This window comes from Cytobacillus sp. BC1816, from assembly GCF_051353635.1.
In the GTDB taxonomy this organism is placed as follows: Bacteria; Bacillota; Bacilli; order Bacillales; family Cytobacillaceae; genus Cytobacillus; species Cytobacillus oceanisediminis_C.
In genome coordinates, this window is sequence record NZ_CP195611.1 from 3,811,583 (window position 1) to 3,832,331 (window position 20,749).

The 20,749-nt window shown below is 41.3% G+C and carries 23 protein-coding genes; all 23 read right to left on the reverse strand.

The window, feature by feature from the left end; translation table 11 throughout:
• Nucleotides 1-10 precede the first annotated feature (10 nt).
• A complete protein-coding gene (gene qcrB / locus ACR42H_RS19375; protein WP_113884562.1) occupies nt 11-685 on the reverse strand; it encodes a menaquinol-cytochrome c reductase cytochrome b subunit in 675 nt (224 codons plus the stop codon).
• A gap of 3 nt (nt 686-688) precedes the next feature.
• On the reverse strand, nt 689-1,195 hold the full coding sequence (locus tag ACR42H_RS19380) for a ubiquinol-cytochrome c reductase iron-sulfur subunit (protein WP_113884561.1): 507 nt from the start codon (nt 1,193-1,195) through the stop codon (nt 689-691).
• 149 nt (nt 1,196-1,344) lie between these two features.
• Nucleotides 1,345-1,809, reverse strand: a complete 465-nt coding sequence (locus ACR42H_RS19385; RefSeq protein ID WP_113884560.1) for a YpiF family protein — start codon at nt 1,807-1,809, stop codon at nt 1,345-1,347.
• Between the two features lie 123 nt (nt 1,810-1,932).
• Complete coding sequence (locus ACR42H_RS19390; RefSeq protein WP_009332739.1) at nt 1,933-2,478, reverse strand: ReoY family proteolytic degradation factor; 546 nt, start codon at nt 2,476-2,478, stop codon at nt 1,933-1,935.
• 90 nt (nt 2,479-2,568) lie between these two features.
• Nucleotides 2,569-3,831: a tetratricopeptide repeat protein gene (locus tag ACR42H_RS19395; protein WP_113884559.1), complete on the reverse strand. Its 1,263-nt coding sequence runs from the start codon at nt 3,829-3,831 to the stop codon at nt 2,569-2,571.
• Nucleotides 3,832-3,850: 19 nt separating this feature from the next.
• On the reverse strand, nt 3,851-4,756 hold the full coding sequence (locus ACR42H_RS19400; protein ID WP_113884558.1) for a hypothetical protein: 906 nt from the start codon (nt 4,754-4,756) through the stop codon (nt 3,851-3,853).
• Between the two features lie 253 nt (nt 4,757-5,009).
• A complete protein-coding gene (gene aroA, locus ACR42H_RS19405) occupies nt 5,010-6,305 on the reverse strand; it encodes a 3-phosphoshikimate 1-carboxyvinyltransferase (protein WP_436377017.1) in 1,296 nt (431 codons plus the stop codon).
• A 42-nt stretch (nt 6,306-6,347) separates the two neighbouring features.
• Entirely contained in the window at nt 6,348-7,454 is a 1,107-nt protein-coding gene (locus ACR42H_RS19410) for a prephenate dehydrogenase (protein ID WP_436372675.1), read from the reverse strand.
• 90 nt (nt 7,455-7,544) lie between these two features.
• On the reverse strand, nt 7,545-8,645 hold the full coding sequence (gene hisC, locus ACR42H_RS19415; RefSeq protein ID WP_113884556.1) for a histidinol-phosphate transaminase: 1,101 nt from the start codon (nt 8,643-8,645) through the stop codon (nt 7,545-7,547).
• Between the two features lie 87 nt (nt 8,646-8,732).
• Nucleotides 8,733-9,107, reverse strand: a complete 375-nt coding sequence (gene aroH / locus ACR42H_RS19420) for a chorismate mutase (protein ID WP_436372679.1) — start codon at nt 9,105-9,107, stop codon at nt 8,733-8,735.
• A 64-nt stretch (nt 9,108-9,171) separates the two neighbouring features.
• Nucleotides 9,172-10,248 (reverse strand): 3-dehydroquinate synthase, encoded by a 1,077-nt coding sequence (gene aroB, locus ACR42H_RS19425; protein WP_436372681.1) that lies wholly within the window; start codon nt 10,246-10,248, stop codon nt 9,172-9,174.
• On the reverse strand, nt 10,248-11,420 hold the full coding sequence (gene aroC, locus ACR42H_RS19430; protein WP_113884553.1) for a chorismate synthase: 1,173 nt from the start codon (nt 11,418-11,420) through the stop codon (nt 10,248-10,250). The genes aroB and aroC overlap by 1 nt, the downstream gene beginning before the upstream one ends.
• A gap of 209 nt (nt 11,421-11,629) precedes the next feature.
• Complete coding sequence (locus tag ACR42H_RS19435; RefSeq protein ID WP_436372683.1) at nt 11,630-12,403, reverse strand: CheR family methyltransferase; 774 nt, start codon at nt 12,401-12,403, stop codon at nt 11,630-11,632.
• A 120-nt stretch (nt 12,404-12,523) separates the two neighbouring features.
• On the reverse strand, nt 12,524-12,970 hold the full coding sequence (ndk, locus tag ACR42H_RS19440) for a nucleoside-diphosphate kinase (protein ID WP_113884551.1): 447 nt from the start codon (nt 12,968-12,970) through the stop codon (nt 12,524-12,526).
• 166 nt (nt 12,971-13,136) lie between these two features.
• A complete protein-coding gene (gene hepT, locus ACR42H_RS19445; RefSeq protein ID WP_113884550.1) occupies nt 13,137-14,099 on the reverse strand; it encodes a heptaprenyl diphosphate synthase component II in 963 nt (320 codons plus the stop codon).
• Nucleotides 14,100-14,181: 82 nt separating this feature from the next.
• The gene (gene menG, locus ACR42H_RS19450) at nt 14,182-14,883 is read right to left on the reverse strand and encodes a demethylmenaquinone methyltransferase (RefSeq protein WP_436372687.1); all 702 of its coding nucleotides are present in this window, start codon (nt 14,881-14,883) and stop codon (nt 14,182-14,184) included.
• Nucleotides 14,884-14,886: 3 nt separating this feature from the next.
• The gene (locus ACR42H_RS19455) at nt 14,887-15,696 is read right to left on the reverse strand and encodes a heptaprenyl diphosphate synthase component 1 (RefSeq protein WP_436372689.1); all 810 of its coding nucleotides are present in this window, start codon (nt 15,694-15,696) and stop codon (nt 14,887-14,889) included.
• Nucleotides 15,697-15,975: 279 nt separating this feature from the next.
• The gene (mtrB, locus tag ACR42H_RS19460) at nt 15,976-16,212 is read right to left on the reverse strand and encodes a trp RNA-binding attenuation protein MtrB (RefSeq protein ID WP_113884547.1); all 237 of its coding nucleotides are present in this window, start codon (nt 16,210-16,212) and stop codon (nt 15,976-15,978) included.
• 121 nt (nt 16,213-16,333) lie between these two features.
• Nucleotides 16,334-16,900: a GTP cyclohydrolase I FolE gene (gene folE, locus ACR42H_RS19465; protein ID WP_009332754.1), complete on the reverse strand. Its 567-nt coding sequence runs from the start codon at nt 16,898-16,900 to the stop codon at nt 16,334-16,336.
• Between the two features lie 218 nt (nt 16,901-17,118).
• Nucleotides 17,119-17,391, reverse strand: coding sequence for a non-specific DNA-binding protein Hbs (gene hbs, locus ACR42H_RS19470; RefSeq protein WP_009332755.1), 273 nt, complete (start codon nt 17,389-17,391; stop codon nt 17,119-17,121).
• A 435-nt stretch (nt 17,392-17,826) separates the two neighbouring features.
• Nucleotides 17,827-19,305, reverse strand: coding sequence for a stage IV sporulation protein A (gene spoIVA / locus ACR42H_RS19475; RefSeq protein WP_113884527.1), 1,479 nt, complete (start codon nt 19,303-19,305; stop codon nt 17,827-17,829).
• A gap of 350 nt (nt 19,306-19,655) precedes the next feature.
• Nucleotides 19,656-20,369, reverse strand: a complete 714-nt coding sequence (locus ACR42H_RS19480) for a hypothetical protein (protein ID WP_436372695.1) — start codon at nt 20,367-20,369, stop codon at nt 19,656-19,658.
• Between the two features lie 25 nt (nt 20,370-20,394).
• Nucleotides 20,395-20,598, reverse strand: coding sequence for a DUF2768 domain-containing protein (locus tag ACR42H_RS19485; protein WP_113884525.1), 204 nt, complete (start codon nt 20,596-20,598; stop codon nt 20,395-20,397).
• Nucleotides 20,599-20,749: the final 151 nt, after the last annotated feature.

The window sequence follows — 20,749 nt, forward strand, 5'->3', positions numbered from 1 at the left end:
AAATTATTTCTTACAACGGTCCTGAAATACCCTGTTTACGAATCATAATAAAGTGAGCAGCCATTAATCCGAATAGTGCAGCCGGCAAGAAGAAAACATGGATTGCAAAGAATCGGGCAATGGTTTGGGCACCAACAATATCAGAAGAACCGGCAATCAGTATTTTCAAATAATCGCCAATTAACGGTGTAGATTCAATAATCTGCATTGTAACTTTAGTTGCAAATAGGGCTTTCATATCCCATGGCAATAAGTAACCTGTTAGTCCAAGTGCTAGCATGATGAAGAAAATAAGCACTCCGACAATCCAGTTAAGTTCACGTGGCTTCTTATAAGCTCCCTGGAAGAAAACACGTAACGTATGTAGGAACATCATTACGATTACCAAACTTGCTCCCCAGTGGTGCATTCCGCGGACAATCTGTCCGAATGCTACGTGGTTTTGAAGATAATACACAGATTCCCATGCATTTTTAATATCCGGAACGTAGTACATTGTCAGGAACATACCGGATAAAATTTGAATTACTGTAACGAAGAACGTCAAACCGCCAAAACAGTAAACAAACGCAGAAAAATGATGCGCAGGGTTTACATGCTCAGGCACTTCATGGTCAGCAATATCCCGCCAGATTGGCGTAATATCTAAACGCTCATCTACCCAATCATAAATTTTGTTTAACAATTATTACGCCTCCTTTCGCGGTTCAGCTTTACCTAAATACAAAAAGCCGTCTTTTTCAGTGTAAGGATACACATCCAATGGTGCAGCAGGCGGTGTACCTGGAACGTTTGTCCCATCCTTTGTATAAAGGCCGCCATGACAAGGACAATAGAAATGATCAGGGTTTGATTTGTCAGTATTCCAGTCAACTACGCACCCTAAATGCTTACATACTGGAGACAACGCTACAATTTCACCTTTTTCATCCTTATAAACCCAAGCAGTGCCGGTAACTTCGGATGTGTACCAAGCATCCTGCTGTTCAAATGTGTAATCAACCCTAGTTGGCGTTTCAGTAACTTCAGCCACTTTTTGCTTTGTTGGGATAAAATCACTCTCACCAGCTGCCTGCAATACAGGATCGACCGCAAAACGAACCATCGGCATCAGCATGCCAGCTGCCATGAAACCGCCTACACCAGTAAGTGTATAGTTTAGGAATTGACGTCTAGAAACTCGATTTTTGCTCATACTTTTCCCCCCTCTATTATGAAGTTAAGTCCAACGGACAAAATTCAACACAATATAAAACTAGGACATAACAATGATATATCAATCTTTATGTAAGGTCAATATAATCCTTTGGCGAAACATGTAAATAGGGAGACTCAACATTCACACTATTCACCATTTTGCCACTTTTGCACGAATAAATTCAACAGCTGCTTCACCTGGTCATCCAGAATGGAATTTCGATAGTTTTCATCCATATGCTCAAGAGGCAGGGATGGCAGCCAAATCAAACCTCCTTCCAAGCGGTCTTCAAGGGATTTCCACATGCTATCTGAAGTTAGAAGGAATATGTGCTTAAATCCCTGTGCCTTCAATTCTGTTTCCCATTTGCCCAAGCCGCTGAGCAGACTGTCTTCCCCTGCTGATCTCAGATAGGCAAATCCAGGAAGCATGATCAGACGGCCTCTGAATTGCCGTTCAAGCTGGACACTTAGAAGCGATATAAATTCAGTCATTGCTACAGACTGTTTGATGTCATCGCCAAATGATACTGGAAGGAGCGGCAGAACTGCAGTGTCTACATATTGCTTTTCTTTAAGGAACATTTCGATATCCTGTGATACCCATTTCATATCATTCACTCCATTACATATATTTGCCTCCTTAATATATCATTAATGATTAGAGTGCTTCAAATCAGATTAAGCTATAAGGGCGCAGACAAAATAAGAGCCCTGCTTTTATAAAAGCAAGGCTTAGGTTGTTTCTAATTTATTCAGCTGCTGAGTCAATATGTTGAAAGCTTTTTTATCCTGCTTATCCAGTGCCTCATCAATCAGCTCAAGCAGTTTTTCTCTTCTGAACTTCTCCAGGCTTTCTGTCAGGAACCTTTCCGCGATCAGCCGGTCCTTCTCATTAATCTGAAGTGTTTTAGGCATAAACGGATTTTCCTCCATGACAGCTGCATACTGATGGGCCTTGTTGGAAGCATGGAAATTAAGCTGAATGTAAATCTCTTCATCCCTGTTTAATCGGATATCATGGAAGGACTTCTCCGCATCTGTGGTCATTACATTCTCTTTATAAAAACGGAAAGGAACTTCATCCACACAGTGGGCGGACATGATCAGGCCTCTTGGACAATACTGAGCCTGCTCCACAAAATGCACTTTCTCCATAAGCTGGTCATGGCTCATTAAATAATTGAGAATCCATACGCATTCTCTTCTTTTGAGCTGATAATGGTTTAAAAACCAGCGGATAAAATCTTTCTTCTCGTTGACAGATACAGGGGTCGCCATTTTTGATTCCCTCCTCTGCTTACAGACAAATTTGGCCTAACTGAAATTACAATAAGGGCACCATATGCTTATTAAAAACGGCTTCCTTATTTAAGCAAGAAAATCATCAGTGAGTCTTTCCAGAACATCGAGGTACTCTTCATTGCCTGGCTCCAGTTTGATTAATGTATTAAAAATTTCGGCAGCCTCTTCCCTTTTTCCTTCCTCTGCTAAAAAATATCCGTAATCTGAAAGAAAATCAGGCTGCTGTTTAAAGAAAGTATATGCAAGCTGGTATTTGTTTAATGCCTCTGAATATTCTTCAGTATGCTGAAATGCGACAGCTGAATCCCATATAAGCTGCGGCTCTTCAAGCTCGTTCAAAATATCAGTGATCTCGAGTACATCTTCATATCTTTCCTGCTGGAGAAGCAGTCTATTTATATAAATGGCAGCCTGTACATATTCGGGATCAAGTGCAAGAGCCTGTCTAAACATATCTTCAGCCTCTTTCTCATTGCCATTTTTCAGGGCAAGCTTACCGCCATAGAAGAACAGTTCTTTGTTAAATTCGTCCTGTTTTATGCCTTCCTTTACCGCTTCAAGTCCTTTTCCTGCCTCTTCCTCCCTCTCGTATGCCTGGGCAAGATATAAATACAATGAATGATACTCGGGGTCCAATTCCTTCAGTTCTGTCAACTTATCAATTGCTGTACGGTTAAAGCCCGCTTGCAGCGCTGTAAAAGCATAGCTGAAAAGGGTATTAATCTCTAGTTTATCATCAAGGGCTTTTTCATAATATGGAAGAGCTTCTTCAAATGCTCCTCCTGCGCTGAGAACATCCGCCATTCTCTGATTTACATTTATCCCCGCAATGACTTCCTCTTTCCCGAGAACATTTTCATAAATCCGTTTTGCTTCCAGGAATCTTCCCTGCTCTGCATAAAGTTCTCCCAAAGCAAAATCTACAATTACTTCATCAGGCAATATTTCTTTTGCTTTCAGCAGCTTTTGTTCGCTGACCTCAAATAGACCATCCATTTGATAAAGGTCTGCTAATAGGAGAAGTGACTGCGGAAAGCTTGGATCATGCTCATTTATTCTTTCAAGGACGAGGATGGCTTCCTCTTCATTTCCCAGATCAATATGTGTTTCAGCTAACAGAACGAGCAGTTCCCCTTCTTCCGGATATGCTTCCAGAAGACGTTCATATAATGCTTTTGATTCCTCAAGGAACCCATACTGGAACAGTTCTTCTGCCAGCAGGAATCTTTCTTCATGTGAACCATCCAGCAGTATTAGCTGATAGCTCTCTAATGCTTCTTCGTGATGACCGTTTTCTAAAAGAGTAATGATTTTATTTACTTTATCCATACTAAATTCCTTTCGAATGCTAATCGGCTATTTTAAAGTAAGCTGGTGTACTGATTTTAACATGTTCGCCGGACCCTGAACGAAAAACCACTTCTTGCCCGGCACGTATCACTTTCCCTCTCAGTACAGAGACAGCAAGTTTATCTCTATGATAATGAAACAGCTGTGATTCTTCAACGGTAAGACCTTCACCAGGTTTTTCATATAAATTATAGCTGATTTCACCACCCTGATGGATATTTCCTTTTAATGGGTAAATTCCTGCTTTGGATAGGACTGACCGGGATAGCGGTTCGTGTTCGATCAGCTCATTTGGCATGGAAGGGATTTTCTGCTCCTGCATCAATTTTTTCCACAATGTATTAATTCTGCTTTTCTCCTTTTCATTCCTGCTTGCAAAGATAGGGGCAAGCGGGCAATTATAAGGAAACATGGCTTCCCGCAGCCATCCCCAAGGTACAGCTTCAAGCTCCATTGCATCCTGAATTTCAACAAAGACAACAGGAACCCTTTCCCTCTTGCATCTTCTTATAAAAGAAGGTGTGAGGAGGCGGACAGGAATCTTAACACCAATAATATAATCGATTGGGCTGCTTAACAAACTTGCCTTAAAGCATTTCAGGTCACTCTTCATGGAATATTCATGTTTTACAGGTGCGGCTGTCAGGAAGGCTGTACAGCCTTTTAATAGGAACTCCCTTATATAATACTTTTTAAGTTCAAAAAAAGGCTTTCCCAGCGGTATAGATGTATCCAGAACCACAAATCCTGCAGCCATAATAAATGCATCAGCATCCATTCTGGCATATTGAAACCTTTTCATTTCTGCCTGCATCAGTGAAATCTCATTATTCTTGATCAGCAGTGATGTTTTTTTCAGCTTGTCTTCCTTTAAAATATTTGCATTCTCAATAATATAAGTCATAAAACCACCCTCTAAAACGGTCTTATGACAAGCTATGAATTTTTCACACAAATATGACTGATTGAATAGAAAAAGAGCTGCAGGAAAACAGCTCTTTTTTTAAATGTACAACTTTTAAAGTTAGATAACTGCCTGACGCATGCAGCCTACCTCCCCGAGGTGAGGCCCCCAGGATGGGAGTCATGCAGACGTTGCCACAGGACGCGGTGTTCTTAGTCTGCGTTCCTTCGCAGGCAAGGCGCTTGTGCTATTCTTACGACTCTGAAATCAGGCTTTCAAAATGCTCAAAAAACGACGGATAGGATACAGAAATAGCTTCTTTCTGATGAAGCTGAACTTCCTCCTTTGAGATGGCAGCGGCAACTGCAAGCATCATGCCGATTCGATGGTCCCCATGGCTTGAAACAGTACCTCCTGAAAGGGATGACCTCCCTTTGATTACCATTCCATCCTCCGTAGCCGTAATATCGGCTCCAAGCTTTGACAGTTCCTTGACAACGGTATCAATGCGATTCGTTTCCTTGACTTTAAGTTCTTCTGCATCCTTGATTACTGTTTCTCCCTCTGCCTGTGTTGCGAGCAGGGCTATAATCGGAATTTCATCGATAAGCCGGGGAATGAGCGCCCCTTCGATAACGGTTCCTTTAAGGGCGGATGTTCTAATCGTAATATCTCCCGCGGGCTCGGCTGAGCCATTTTCATATGGCTCAATGCTAATATTTGCACCCATCTGCTGCAATACTTCAATGATTCCGGTTCTTGTAGGATTGAGCCCAACGTTTTTCAACTTAATCTCACTGTTAGGTACAATGGCTCCTGCAGCCAGGAAGAAGGCAGCAGAAGATATATCGCCTGGTACATGAATTTCCGTCCCTGTTAGCGTTTGTCCACCTTTAATCCGAATCGTATGCCCATCTGACATAACTTCCCCGCCAAATTGCTTAATCATTCTTTCGGTATGATCACGCGTCTTCATAGGTTCAATAATGACTGTTTCCCCACTGGCCTGCAGGCCGGCAAAGAGCAGCGATGATTTTACCTGTGCGCTCGCTACGGGAAGCTCATACGCTGCCCCGGCCAATGGTCCGCCAATTACTGATAAAGGGGTAAATTCTCCATTCCTCCTGCCATTAATCTTCGCTCCAAATAAACTAAGCGGTGCGGTAACTCTTGTCATTGGCCTTTTTGCAATTGATTCATCCCCGACAAGGACTGAATGGAATGGACGGCCAGCCAGGATCCCCATCATAAGGCGTATGGTGGTACCGGAATTGCCAACATCCAGAATATCTTCGGGTTCCTGTAATCCATCCATCCCCTGCCCCATAATTGTAACTTTATTGCCTTCCTGTTCAATAGATACTCCCAGCTTTCGAAAGCAGGCTATCGTACTTAAGCAGTCCTCACCAAGCAGAAAATTGGTTACAACAGTCTTTCCCTTTGCAATTGATCCAAACATTACAGATCGATGAGATATGGATTTATCACCTGGTACCGCAATTTCTCCGCTTAATCCTTTAAGATTCGTCTTCAAATTTGCCGGAATCATATTAATCATCCTTTGCTGGTTTATAAAGGTCTTTCCTCCTGACTATAGACCGATGGTTGTTTCATAGCTTGTATATCGTTCTAAGCAATTAATGGCCCGTTCCCGGTCCTCTTCAGTTTGAAAGCTGATAACCAGAACTCCATTAATTTCTTCTCTTGTTTCCAGAATTCTGATATTCGTAATGCTGATTTCTTCCTTGGCTAAATATCCAGTGATTTCTGAAATGACACCAGGGTAATCCGGCACATCCACGAAGAGATCATAAAATGCCGGGATTGCGCCTTTTTCTTTTTGGGGCAGTTCATCCCTGAACAATTTCGCACGGAAAAAATACTCAAAAATGCCCTCGCTGTTTTCTTGCCTGAGGATTGATTTAACATTCTCCATTTCCTCCTGCCAATCCTCCATTAACTTAAGAAGCACTTCTTTATTCTGAAGCAGGATATCTCTCCACATTGCAGGGCTGCTCGAGGCAATCCTGGTAATATCCCTGAATCCGCCAGCTGCCAGTCTTGGAATCAGCTTTTGTGAACGGCTTGTTTTTTCTGCCTGATGCACCAGAGAAGCAGCCACCAAGTGCGGGAAATGACTCACAACACCAGTTATATAATCATGTTCTTCAGGCGATAAGGTTAGAAATTTTGCTTTCGTCCCTCTGAGCCATTCTTTTAAGCTTTCAACCTCTGCCGGGGAAATGTGCTCTTCGGGAGTGAGCAGATAAAAGGCATTTTCAAAAAGCAATTCTTTTGCTGCAGTAACACCGCTCTTATGAGAGCCAGCCATCGGGTGTCCTCCGATAAACGTAATTCCTTTTTCCTTCAGTACCTTAGCGCAGCTGACAATTTCCTTTTTAGTGCTTCCTGCATCCGAGATGATAACCGTGCTTTTTAATTCACACTCTTTTAATATATGTATAATTTTTTGTGTTTCCTGCACAGGTGCAGCTATTAAAATTAAATCGGCGTCCCTTGCCCCATCCTCAATTGTAGCAGAAACTCCATCTGCGACCCCAAGCATTTCAGCAAGGCGTCCCTGCTCTTTATTTACATCAAAGCCGATGACCATGCTTTCACTATGGCTTCTTTTTATCGATAATGCCAAAGAACCGCCGATCAAACCAAGACCGATAATAAAGATTTTCCCTCTCATCCTCTCACCGCCTTATTAAAAATAATTCAGAGGCATCTATATGCCTCTGAATGGATATCAAAAAGTATTAATACTAAGAACCCATATTGCCTACAATGCTGCAGCCTGCTTTGCAAGGTATTGATCCATGGCGGCAAGCACTCCATCATTCTGTTCCTTGGAACCTACTGTGACACGGACATACCCCTGGAAGCCAAGTGCTTTGCCGGAACGGACGATATACCCTTTTTCAAGCAAAAATTGAAACACTTCATTTGAATCGGCATTAAAGTTGATTAAAATGAAATTTCCCTGTGAAGGATAGTATTCCAGTCCATGTGCTTCACAGAAAGCATAGAATTGTTCCAGACCTTTCCGATTTTTCTGTCTGCACTCTTCGATAAAGTTCTGATCCTCTATGGCTGCAGCAGCTGCAGCCTGAGCAAACTTGTTTACATTGAATGGCTCCCTAACCGGCTCAAGAGCTTTGATAGTTTGAGGGTTTGCAATTCCATAGCCTACCCGAAGGCTTGCTAAGCCATAAATTTTCGAAAATGTCCGTAGGACAATCAAATTTTCGAATTTCCGGATCAAATCCAATGCATTGTAGTAATCCTCAGCAATAACATATTCATAATAAGCTTCATCAAGGACAATCAATACATCACGAGGCACCTTTTGCAGGAAGGAAAGCAATGAAGATTCATTAACATAGTTGCCTGTCGGATTGTTTGGACTGCAAACCCATACTACAGCTGTATTTTCATCAATAGCAGCCAGCATTCCATCAAGATCATGTCCCCCATCAACTAATGGAATTTCCCTGATCTCTGCCCCTTCTACTACAGCATTATGCCTATATTGAGGGAATGTTGGCGCAGCCATAACAGTATTTGTTTCTGGACTTAATAAAGCTCTGGATATCATTTGAATAATTTCATCCGAGCCGTTGCCAAAAATCAGCTGATCTTCCTGTATACTTAGGTGTCCAGCCAGAGCCGTCCGCAGTTCAGAAGCATAGCCATCGGGATACAGCGCAAAAAATGATGGTGACTGATTCATAGTAAAAAGAACTTTTTCAGAGCACCCAAACGGATTTTCATTTGAAGCAAGCTTAACTATTTTATCCAGACCGTATTCCTTTTTTACTTGATCAATTGACTTTCCCGGCTGGTAAGGAGTTAAATTCAACAGCTGTTCCTTCCATTTCATTAAAATCCACCTCTTTGTCATCACTTTTACTTATTATCGTATTAAAGTATTATTTGATCTGCTCCTATATTATCACAAAACTCTCCATTAAGGAGAGTCTGTGGTCTTTAGATCTGGCCGGAGCTGGATGGCTTCACGCAAATAAATATGGCAGATATTCTGCTGAGGGACATCTATATTCACATGCATCATTACCCTAATACAATTACGAAGTGACCCTTCAACAGGTATTTCCCTCATGCACATGACAGGAACATAAGTCCAGCCCTCTATTGAACGCATTGCCTTTGCGGGAAAGGCTGCTGTTAATTCTTCCGTAACGGATATGAATACAGAAGCAACATCCTCAGAATTAATCTTATTCTCCAAAATCATTTGTCTGATCAGCAGCTCAGTTGCCTCTAATATCTCAGATTCACGATTCTTATCTACGGTGACGGCTCCCCTCACCCCTCGAATCACTTGCAGCACCTCCCAAAGCTGATTCACCAGCCTTTTTATCTCTTGGTAATAAAGTGTTCCTTGCTTATTTTAAAAATATTTCGAGCTCCTGCAGAATAAAATCATCAGAAACCTGGTGTATAACGGGCTTGCCCACTTCTTTTAAAAGAACAAAGCGGACATTCTGGCCTTCTGATTTTTTATCCTGCTTCATCCGTTCCAGCAGTTTTGAATGTGATAAATCTTCCGGGAGATCCGTTTTGTAGCCAAGCTGATCAAGCCAGCACCGGAATTCATTAACATCAAATCGCAGATCAAGCAATTTTTTACTTAAATGGAGTGCGAATAGCATCCCTACTGCAACAGATTCTCCATGTGTCCATACTCCATAGCCTTTTTCTGCTTCGATTGCATGACCCAATGTATGGCCCAAATTCAAGAATGCACGAACACCAGCTTCCTTTTCGTCCTCAGCAACGATCATGCCTTTGATTTCTATCCCCTTTGTAAGCATCCCGCTTAATTCATCAGAAGGAAGCCCATCAAGCGAGCGGATGTTGTCTTTAAGACTCAAATAAAAGCTCATATCATGTATCAAGCTATGCTTTATTACTTCTGCAAATCCTGAGCGCACCTCTTTTGGAGGAAGGGACTCAAGAAAATTCAAGTCATAAAATACAGCTTGAGGCTGATAAAAAGATCCCACCATATTTTTTCCTGAAGGATGGTTGATGGCCACTTTCCCCCCAACGGCGCTATCATGCGCCAATATGGTAGTAGGAATCTGAATGAAAGGTATCCCCCTCATAAATGTGGCCGCTACAAAACCTCCCAAATCTCCAACCGCTCCCCCGCCAAACGCCAGAATAAGAGATTTTCGATCAAGCTTATGTTCCAAAGCAAATGACAAGCATTGATAGTAAACTTCAAATGTCTTGGCTTTCTCCCCGCTTGGCACTGTGCAGACTTTTGCATCTATCCCCTTAAGTGCTGCTTCCAGCGCAGGCAGATGTATGGCCCGGACCGTTTCATCTGTGATTATCATTATATTGGTCATGACCGGAAAAGTATCTTTAATATATGATCCCAATCCCTCAATTGCTCCTGATCCTATATAAACTGGATAGGTCCTCCCGGGGGTTTTGATTGAAATACTATTCATTAAAACTCCCTCGCAAATTTTCTTTGCTGTTCAACCGAAGCTTTTAATGCTTCAAACCGGTCAGAATAAAATTGATCCACAATGGCTGAAGCCAGTTCCCAGGCAATTACATTTTCTGCAACGACTGCAGCTGCAGGCACTGCACAGCTGTCAGAACGCTCTATGCTTGCTGAGAAGGGTTCCTTTGTTTCAATATCGACACTTTGAAGGGGCTTATAGAGGGTAGGAATTGGTTTCATTACTCCTCTGACGACAATAGGCATACCCGTTGTCATGCCCCCTTCCAAGCCGCCAAGCCGGTTCGTTTTCCGATAATAGCCTTTATCAGGATCCCATGTGATTTCATCATGAACTTCACTTCCAGGCTTCCTTGCAGCTTCAAAGCCAATGCCAAACTCAACACCTTTAAACGCATTAATGCTCACCATTGCCCCCGCAAGCTTTGAATCGAGCTTGCGGTCATAGTGTACATAACTTCCTACTCCCGGAGGCATACCTTCAACAATAACCTCCACTACTCCGCCAATGGAATCGCCATTTTCTTTCGCGGAATCAATGGCATCCATCATTTTTTGGCCGGCATCCTGATCAAGACAGCGAACAGGTGATTCTTCTGTGACTTCCTTTAACTCTTTTAGTGAAGAATAATCTCTTTTCCCTGAAACAACCCCGCCAATTTCAATAACATGGGCTGCAACTTCAATCCCCAATTCAGAGAGCAGTTTTTTGGCAGCTGCACCGGCTGCCACCCTCACTGTGGTTTCCCTGGCTGAAGATCGCTCCAACACATTCCTCATATCCCTGTGCCCATATTTAAGTGCTCCATTTAAGTCAGCATGGCCTGGACGGGGACGGGATATTTTTCTCTTCACTTCACCCTCATCCTCAGGACTAAGAGGGTCCTGGCCCATAATCTTTGTCCAATGCTTCCAATCATTATTCTCAACAACAAGTGCCACCGGCGATCCTAATGTATATCCATGCCTGATCCCCGCGGTTATTTGAACAGTATCCTTTTCAATTTGCATCCTTCTGCCTCTGCCATAGCCTTTCTGGCGTCTGGCAAGCTCTTCATTTATATCTGAATCAATCAGCGGCATTCCTGCAGGCAGCCCTTCAATTATAGTGGTCAGCTGCGGTCCGTGAGATTCACCAGATGTAAGATATCTCAAAACTCTTTCCCCCTTCAACTCATTAAAGGATTATGTATCAATATAACATAATGATAAATATAAGAATAGATAAAATTGAAAATTCCTATAATATTTTATTTCTTCTTATGAATGGAGCCATTTTAACACGAATAGATATTTACTACAAAACGGAGAATAACAAAAGAAAAGAGGATGTCAGAAAATCATCCCCTATTCTGCAGCTATTTTTATTCTTTTCTATAGAAAAAGGTTTCAGCAGATTCCAAGTGATAGCGGCTAGAGTTAAAAATCTGTTCAGTACTCCCAACAAAGAATATGCCATCTTTTCTTAATGCGCTGCTGAATTTATGATATAGCTGATCCTTTGCTTCCTCTGTAAAATAAATGAGAACGTTCCTGCATACAATTAAATCGAACGGCCCGCCAAAATCGTCTGCAAGGAGATTTTGCTTTTTAAAGTTTACCGTCCTTTTTATATCCCCGGATATTTTATAGAAACTTCCTTCACGGCCAAAGAACTTCTGTCTCATCGTTTCAGGGACCTCATTAAGCGAACGCTCAGGGTATACTCCCATCCTGGCCCTCGCAAGGGCATTTTCATCAATATCTGTTGCAGTAATCTTTATTTGGGATAGCGGCAGCATTTTTGATAATATCATGGCAATTGTATAGGGCTCTTCACCAGTGGAGCATGCTGCGCTCCAGATTTTCAGATTCCTGTTCTGCTCTAATAACCGCGGCAGGATTTTTTTTTCGAGCACCTCCCATCTCTGCGCGTTACGGTAAAATTCGGAAACATTTATCGTCATCCTGTCCAAAAAATCATTCAGAAGTTCCCTATCCTTGACTATGCCATTAAAAAAATCACCAAATGAATTAAAGCCTTTTTTCTCATACAACGATATGAGCCTTCTTTTCATTTGTGCTTCTTTGTACAGAGAAAGATCGATTCCTGTTTTTCTTTTAATATTTAGTATAAAATCCTGATAGTCGTTAGCCATTCCTTTTCCCCTCTGATAATAATTGGTGAGCTTTTTGTCTTCTATCTATGCCCGCCCGGCTGTAAAAATGAATTCGGTTACAAAAAAAGCACTTGTCAGGGACAAGTACTTTTTTGAATATTAGTTAATCCATTCATTCATTAGTTTATTGTATTCCACTTTTTCTTCCTCTTTGAAGAACAGGCCGATCTCACGTTCTGCACTTGCAGGTGAATCTGATCCATGGATTACATTTTTTCCAACTGTAATGCCGAAATCTCCTCTGATTGTTCCAGGAGCAGCATCTTTAGGATTTGTTGAACCCATCATCTGACGAGCTGTAGCGATAACATTTTCACCTTCCCAAACCATCGCGAATACTGGTCCGGACGTAATAAAATCAACAAGTTCTCCGAAGAATGGACGCTCTTTATGCTCTCCATAATGCTCTTCTGCAAGTTCCTTGCTGATGCTCATCAGCTTGCCGCCAACAAGCTGAAAGCCTTTCTTTTCGAAACGGGAAACGATTTCCCCGATTAGATTGCGCTGTACTCCGTCTGGTTTAACCATTAAAAATGTTCTTTCCATTGATTCCACTCCTAAAACTTTATGTATAGTGATTTATGTTAATCCACGAAAATATTAACATTGTTTTGAAAATTTAGCAACAGAAATCTGTAAGCGCTTTTACTAAAAAATTTCTTCATAAACAAAATTGCCGGCACCTGTAAAAGTGCTGGCAATTAATGGCGGATTAAAATTTTCTTTTGCCTATAAATTTTGCAATATCCCGCAAAGCTTTCTTTGACCTGGAAGGAGGCATCTCTTCGAGAACCCCCAAGGCTTTCTGCAGATATTTATCACTAATTTGCAGAGATTTTTCAATTGCACCGGATTCTTTGACCAAGGCAATTATCTTCTCTATATCACTTCGTTCAGAACCTTCGTGGACTCTGCTGATTTGGTCGCAGATGATGCTGTCCTCCATTGCAAATAAAGCAGGGAGCGTAATGTTACCCTGATGGAGATCTCCTCCTGCCGGCTTGCCAAGTTCTTTTTCTGTACCGACAAAATCCAGGACATCGTCAATAATTTGATAGGACATTCCCACAAAATAGCCGAATTTAAAGAGTTTTTTATGTATATCTTCCTCTACATTAGCTGCAATGCCGCCAAGCTGACAGCTCACCGCAATAAGCATGGCTGTTTTCCTTTTAATTCTCCGGAAATATGTTCTTATATTCTGATCATAGTTATACTTATCTTTAATTTGCTCAATTTCTCCTATGCATAGTTCCACAAGGGTATGAGAAAGAATTTTGTGAGCATGCGGATTTTCTACATTGGTTATTAATTCCAAAGCGCGCGCGAAAATATAATCACCTGTATACATGGCAATCTTATTATCCCACTTTGCTTTAATAGTAGGCTGTCCCCGGCGCAGTTCTGCATCATCAATAACATCATCATGGACAAGCGACGCCATATGGATAAGCTCCAGTGATACCGCTACGTTTTTAATTTTATCAATATCGTAGTCTCCGAACTTTGCAGCAAGCAAAACAAAAACTGGCCGGATTCTCTTCCCCCCGGCCTGCAGCAGATGCAGGGAAGCCTGATGCAATAGAGGAGACTCAGCTTTAATCGTCTCCTCAAGCTCGTTCTCTATAACAGTTAAATCTGAATTTAAAAATGAATACATCATTTTCAATTTCATTTGCTTACTCACCCAGCTTATCGATCCCGTCTGATCTCTTCTCTATCGTTCAATGAGAAACATACAGAACAAGTTATTATTTTTATTTCGTTCCAATGTGTACTGCAGCCACACCGCCGCTATAAGGCTTGAATGTGACGTTCTTAAAGCCTGCTTCCTCGAACATTCCCGCAAGTTCTTTCATCCCAGGAAAGTCTCTGGCTGATTCCTGCAGCCAGGAATATTCATTAAAACTTTTGGCAAAAAGCTTGCCAACCATAGGCATGATAAAACGGAAGTAGAAATAATAAGCCTGCTTATATCCGAACAGCGTTGGCTGAGAAGTCTCAAGACACACTGCTATACCGCCAGGCTTTGCAACACGGTGCATTTCCTTCAATACCTGCAGATAATCCGGAACATTGCGAAGACCGAAACCGATTGTAACATAATCGAAGGAATTATCCGCAAACGGAAGCTCCATTGCATTTCCATGCACAAGCTCCACTTGCGTCAGTTTCCGATCCTTAATTTTTTCCTCACCGATTTTCAGCATATTTTTACTGAAATCCAAACCTACTACTTTACCGCTTTCACCCACGGCTTCAGCAAGCGCAATGGACCAATCGGCAGTACCGCAGCAAACATCAAGCGCCTTTGAACCCTTTTGAACATTCATCTTTTTCATTGTATCTTTGCGCCATCTTAAATGCTGCTGAAAGCTGATAACTGAATTCATTTTATCGTAGCTGCCATAAATCTTTTCAAATACGCTATGAACGCGTTCTTCTTTTGATTGCTGCATATTTTATCCTTCTTCCACAAAAGTTTTAGCCACAGACTGACTTTTATTAAAAATGCAGTGAATGCGCTGCTCTAATAATTCATTTGCAAGAGGGAATTTCCTCATGGATTGATCAACTATATTCCTTGAAAAATCAATATATCTGTCACAAATGAGAATCAGATATCTCCGCTGCTCCTCAGACATGTCTTTCACTTTTGGGAAAGTCAGCTTTTTCAGGGCTTCAAAAACAACTGAGGTGCCTTCCTTCATGAACTCCTGCTTCTCTGCTATCAATCGCTTGATGAATAAAAGATTGGATATTACCTCTTTCCAAGCTGCCTTGCTGAATGCATCAGCCAGTTTTTCAAAAAGGGACGCCTCAATTTTTTTGACTGAATTCATCAGGCTGTCAACTGCATCAGGTGACTTCTGATATAGCGATATTTTATGCTCATTTACATCTTTAATCCCATCTGCGAAGGCCCTGATCATTTTGATATCATCAAAAGCTGCAAGAATCTTGTAATATAAACCGCTGTAATAAACACCTGCAAGGACAGTGAGCTGTCTATGCTTAAGACCTTTGTCTTCAGATTCATCGTTCTTAACAAGTTCATGGGTATCAAGGGCGATTTGGATAAGCATTGCAGTTACTGCATATTTTTCTGCTTTTGTGTCAGGTATTTCCACATCATCCAGGAAAGAGATCAGAAGCAGAAGCTTGTCTTCATCAATAACAGGAGAATCAATATACCTGAGCAGATAAGGGTGGTTAACTTTTTTCTCAATCTGTTCTTTTACATCTGCTAATTTAATCTTCACATCATGCATGCCATCACCCTTGTTTCCCCTTAGTTTTCTATTTCCACAGCTGCGCTTTCTCCATGTAAATACTGCGACAAAGAGAACGGGCACATATTGCCTTACACATCTTATTATTTTAGCCAATTCATTGGTTACTATTAAAGTAAAACGGGCAAAAAAAAGCCTTTTCCCGGTATCTTGTATTCAAGAGAAATAATCAAGCAGAGACAATTATATCATAAATTACAGGAACATGTCAGGACATTCTCTTGTGAAAATATCCTATCCTTCTGCTCAAAGGGAAGGTCATTTCTTAGCTTCACTTTCAAGTTCCCCGCAGCTTGTCATTATTCTTGCATTCCCCCGGATCTTAATCGCAGACGTATGCTCGGTAAATTGTGCAATCATTACCTCTCCCTGATCAAGTTTTTCTGAATGGTGGAATCTTGTATCAGAGCCTCTTGTTAACCCTATGACATTAACACCGTCTTCTTTGGCTTTTATCACAATATAATCATTCGCTGATGGACTTTTCTTTTCCATTTAAACCATCCTTTGCTTCATATTGTTCATGATAATTACTTACAAAAAAAGGCTAAAAGTTTTATCTTTCAGCCTTTGACCTATTTATAGCCTGAACTCCATCATTACAGAGTTCTCATTTTTATTGTTTAATAAGCGAAAGCACTTCAGCCCGTGCTCTTGCATCCTCTGCAAACACACCTCTTACTGCTGATGTCACCGTTTTTGAACCAGGCTTTTTAACTCCGCGCATTGTCATGCACATATGTTCCGCTTCCACAACGACCATTACACCATGGGGTTCAAGCTTTTCCAGGATGGAATTTGCTACAGTAGATGTAATGCGTTCCTGAAGCTGAGGACGCTTGGCAACTGCCTCTACTGCTCTGGCGAGTTTGCTTAAACCTGTTACTCTGCCGCCCCTCGGGATGTAAGCTACATGAGCCACACCAAAGAAAGGTACAAGATGATGTTCACACATAGAATAAAAAGGAATATCTTTAACTAAAACAAGTTCCTCGTGATCTTCGCCAAATACTGTTTCAAAGTATTCTTTAGGATCCTGGTTAAGCCCCATAAAAACTTCTTCATACATTTTTGCGACTCGCTTTGGCGTATCAAGAAGGCCTTCACGATTCGGGTCTTCTCCGATTGCTTCTAATATTAAACGCACCGCATCTTCTATCTGGGCACGATTCACTTCTGCCATAATTATGCCTCCTATGTATTAACACTATGGTAATAATATGTTCATATTAGCATAACCCTTTCATTCAGGCAAAACTGAAACTTCCGTGTCTCTCTCTAATATAAGTATACGGCTCTTTCCCCTGTAGGCAGCGTGATTTCAGAACGGATAAAAAAGAAAAAACCGCGATTATTCGCGGTTTTTAGCTCAAGCATAAGCTTTAAGCACTTGTATGTAGATTATTTAACTGCATCTTTAAGCGCTTTACCTGGTTTGAAAGCAGGAACTTTGCTTGCAGCGATTTCGATTTCTTCGCCAGTTTGCGGGTTGCGTCCTTTACGGGCCGCACGCTCGCGAACTTCAAAGTTTCCGAAACCGATTAGTTGTACCTTATCACCATTTTTCAAAGCATCAAGGATTGTATCGAAAACAGCATCAACTGCTTTAGTCGCGTCTTTTTTAGAAAGTTCGCCAGCTTCAGCAACTGCGTTAATTAGTTCTGTTTTGTTCATGCCTTTCACCTCCTCCCAAATATGGATAAAACCCAGTAAAATAAGATTCCTTACATACATTTGTAAACAAAATTACTGAATTCTATACGTTATGGCGTTTTTTTGTTTAACAAGCCCTATAATAAATGATAAATTGAAATTTTTCAATCCAAAAATCATTATAAACCCTTTAAATATAAGGGTTTCGGCCGCCATAACGGTAATTCTGTTAAAAGATTATCACAATCAAATGCGGTTATCAAGAATATTTCATGATTTAATGGGAATCTTTTCTTCTTTGCAACATATTTGTAATAAGTTGACCTGTTTTTATTACCCTAACGGCGCTTTTTAAAACACTATTATAGCAAATCAATTGCAAATTAAGCAGAGGATATTTCAATCGTTTCCTTTAAATTAGGATAAACGAAAAAAAGACTCCAAAAGGAGCCTTCATTAAAGAATGATCGCAATTAATCCGCCAGAGCCTTCATTGATGATTCTTTCTAATGTTTCTTTCAGTTTGTATCTTGCATTTTCAGGCATCAGGGAGAGTTTGGCCTGAATTCCTTCTCTAACGATGGAGCTTAGGCTGCGTCCAAAGATGTCGGAATTCCAGATTGAAAGCGGATCGTCTTCAAAATCCTGCATCAGGTAGCGGACTAGCTCTTCACTTTGCTTTTCTGTTCCGATGATAGGTGAGAATTCAGATTCTACATCCACTTTAATCATATGAATGGATGGGGCAACGGCTTTTAGCCTTACACCAAAGCGGGAACCATGGCGTGTAATCTCCGGTTCATCGAGGCTCATATCAGCCAGCGAAGGAGCAGCAATGCCGTAGCCGGTTTGCTTCACCATTCTCAATGCATCGGAAATTTGGTCATACTCTGCTTTAGCATGAGCAAATTCCTGCATCAGCTCAAGCAAGTGGTCTTTTCCGCGGATTTCAACCCCCACTATCTCTTTAAGTACCTCATCATAAAGATCATCTGGAGCATATAGGTCAATTTCGGCTACACCCTGCCCCATTTCAATACCTGCAAGGCCAGCCCGATCAATGAATTCAAAGTCGCTGAATTGATGGACAACACGGTCTACATCTCTTAGCCTCTTTATATCCTTAACCGTTTCTTTAACAGCTTCCTGATAGCTTTCACGAAGCCAGTGATCTTCATGGAGCACCATTACCCAGCTCGGAAGATTTACATTGACCTCCAGTACCGGGAACTCATAAAGAGCTTCACGCATAACGTTTAGTACATCTGATTCCCTCATGCCCTCAACACTCATGGCCAGGACAGGGATATCGTATTTTTCAGCCAGATCATTTCTAAGGGCATCCGTATTTGGGTGATGGGGCTGGACACTGTTAATGATCATGATAAATGGCTTGCCAACTTCCTTTAACTCTTCAATAACCCTTTCTTCGGCTTCCAGGTAATTCGCACGCGGGATCTCTCCAATTGTTCCGTCGGTTGTAATCACCACTCCGATAGTCGAATGCTCCTGAATTACCTTTCTTGTTCCTATTTCAGCTGCTTCATGAAAAGGAATCGGCTCTTCATACCAAGGTGTATTGATCATTCTCGGGCCGTTTTCGTCTTCATAGCCCTTCGCCCCCGGTACTGTATATCCCACACAGTCCACAAGCCTGATATTTACATTCAGCCCTTCTGCAACATGCACTGTAGCTGCCTGGTTAGGGACAAATTTCGGTTCTGTTGTCATAATTGTCTTGCCGGCAGCACTTTGAGGAAGCTCATCCTGTGTGCGGGCACGTTCTGCTTCATTCTCCATATTTGGCAGTACAACCAGTTCCATAAACTTTTTTATAAATGTAGATTTGCCGGTGCGAACTGCGCCAACTACTCCAAAATATATATCGCCGCCAGTTCTTTCGGCAATATCTTTAAAAATATCAACCTTTTCCAAGTGATCCCCTCCTGAAATCTTGAGTTAATGGGATAATATTATCCTATCTATTATGTTTGGACATTATATGTGTATGATGTTGTCCTACATTGTTATGACAGTTTTTTAAAATTTTTACCCCCTAACAGGAATGTGCACTGCACCTGCCAGGCCAGCTGGAAATCTCCAAACCAATGACAGTCTGAAATGGACAGCTTACCATTCCAAATTTCCTTTTTTATTTTCAAACTCCCCTTACTTCTTTATTTCTTCACCTTTATGCTTATAGTCAATAGTTGAAGAGTGGTTATAAAAGTATATAAAAAAATAACCCTTCTCCTACAATATATTTTGCAGGAGAAGGGTTATGACTATTTCACCAAAAAGATTGGATCATTCGTGGCGGAATCGATTGTGTAAGGCAGAGAATAGGCGGGAACAAAGTCAGAATCCTCCACAAGAAGATCTCTAATATCTTCTCCAGGTTTAGGCTTATTCTCCTTATTCTCCAATGCCTGATATAAATCAACCCGATAATCCACGTATACCTCTGCATTGCCGGTAACAACATACGGGAGGGTCTTGCCGCTGTATGGACTGAGGGCTTTAGGTTCTTCCTTAAACCCTAATTTTTTGAAATCCATCGTAAAGACATTTTCTGCAATCTGCTCTTTATATGGAGGGAACCCATGCGCCTTAACCCTCAGGTTAATATCCCTGATGGTTTCAGCAATTCTTAAATCAAAAATCTTTACTTTTGGATCTGTTTCCGCATCAACGATCACATATTGAAAAACTCCGCCGGATTCAAAGGCATTCCCAGGCGGCTCTGCCATAAATTTGGGGGCAATTTTCTTAAAATCAATTGGATACTTTTGATAAATAGGGGTTGTCTGATCCTTGGTTTTGATCGGCAAAAGGCCTCCATTTGCTTCCCGATATTGGTCCACTGCCGACTGGACAGACTGGAGCTGATCCTTATAGGCTATCTGATTTTGAGATAACTTCTCTTCAGGATACATACAGCCCGTCAGAATCAAAGCACCGCTCAACAAAAGCAAAAATATGTTAAAAGCTTTTTTCATTTAATCAACCCTTTATGTAAAAGTGCTAGCTGCTTGTCGGACCGCTGAACACGACAAGCACTATAATAATCCCGCTTATTATCATTAAAAGATAGGCAACAATGGCTGTTATAATCTTAAAAACCCCAGCTTTCAGCTTGTAGCGGCTAAGATAAATTAATATTATAGATAAAAACATAAATCCCATAGAAGCAAGGGATATCCACATTTTCATTAAAGCCGGCGACATACAAATCAACTCCCTTTTCCGAAATGTATTATAACATATTAAATGAATAAATCTAACAGCTTTTCATTACGAATAAAATTAAACACAAAAAAACTGAGGCAAAGAAGGGGCAATTCTTTACCTCAGCCATTTGACTAAATAACCCAGCACC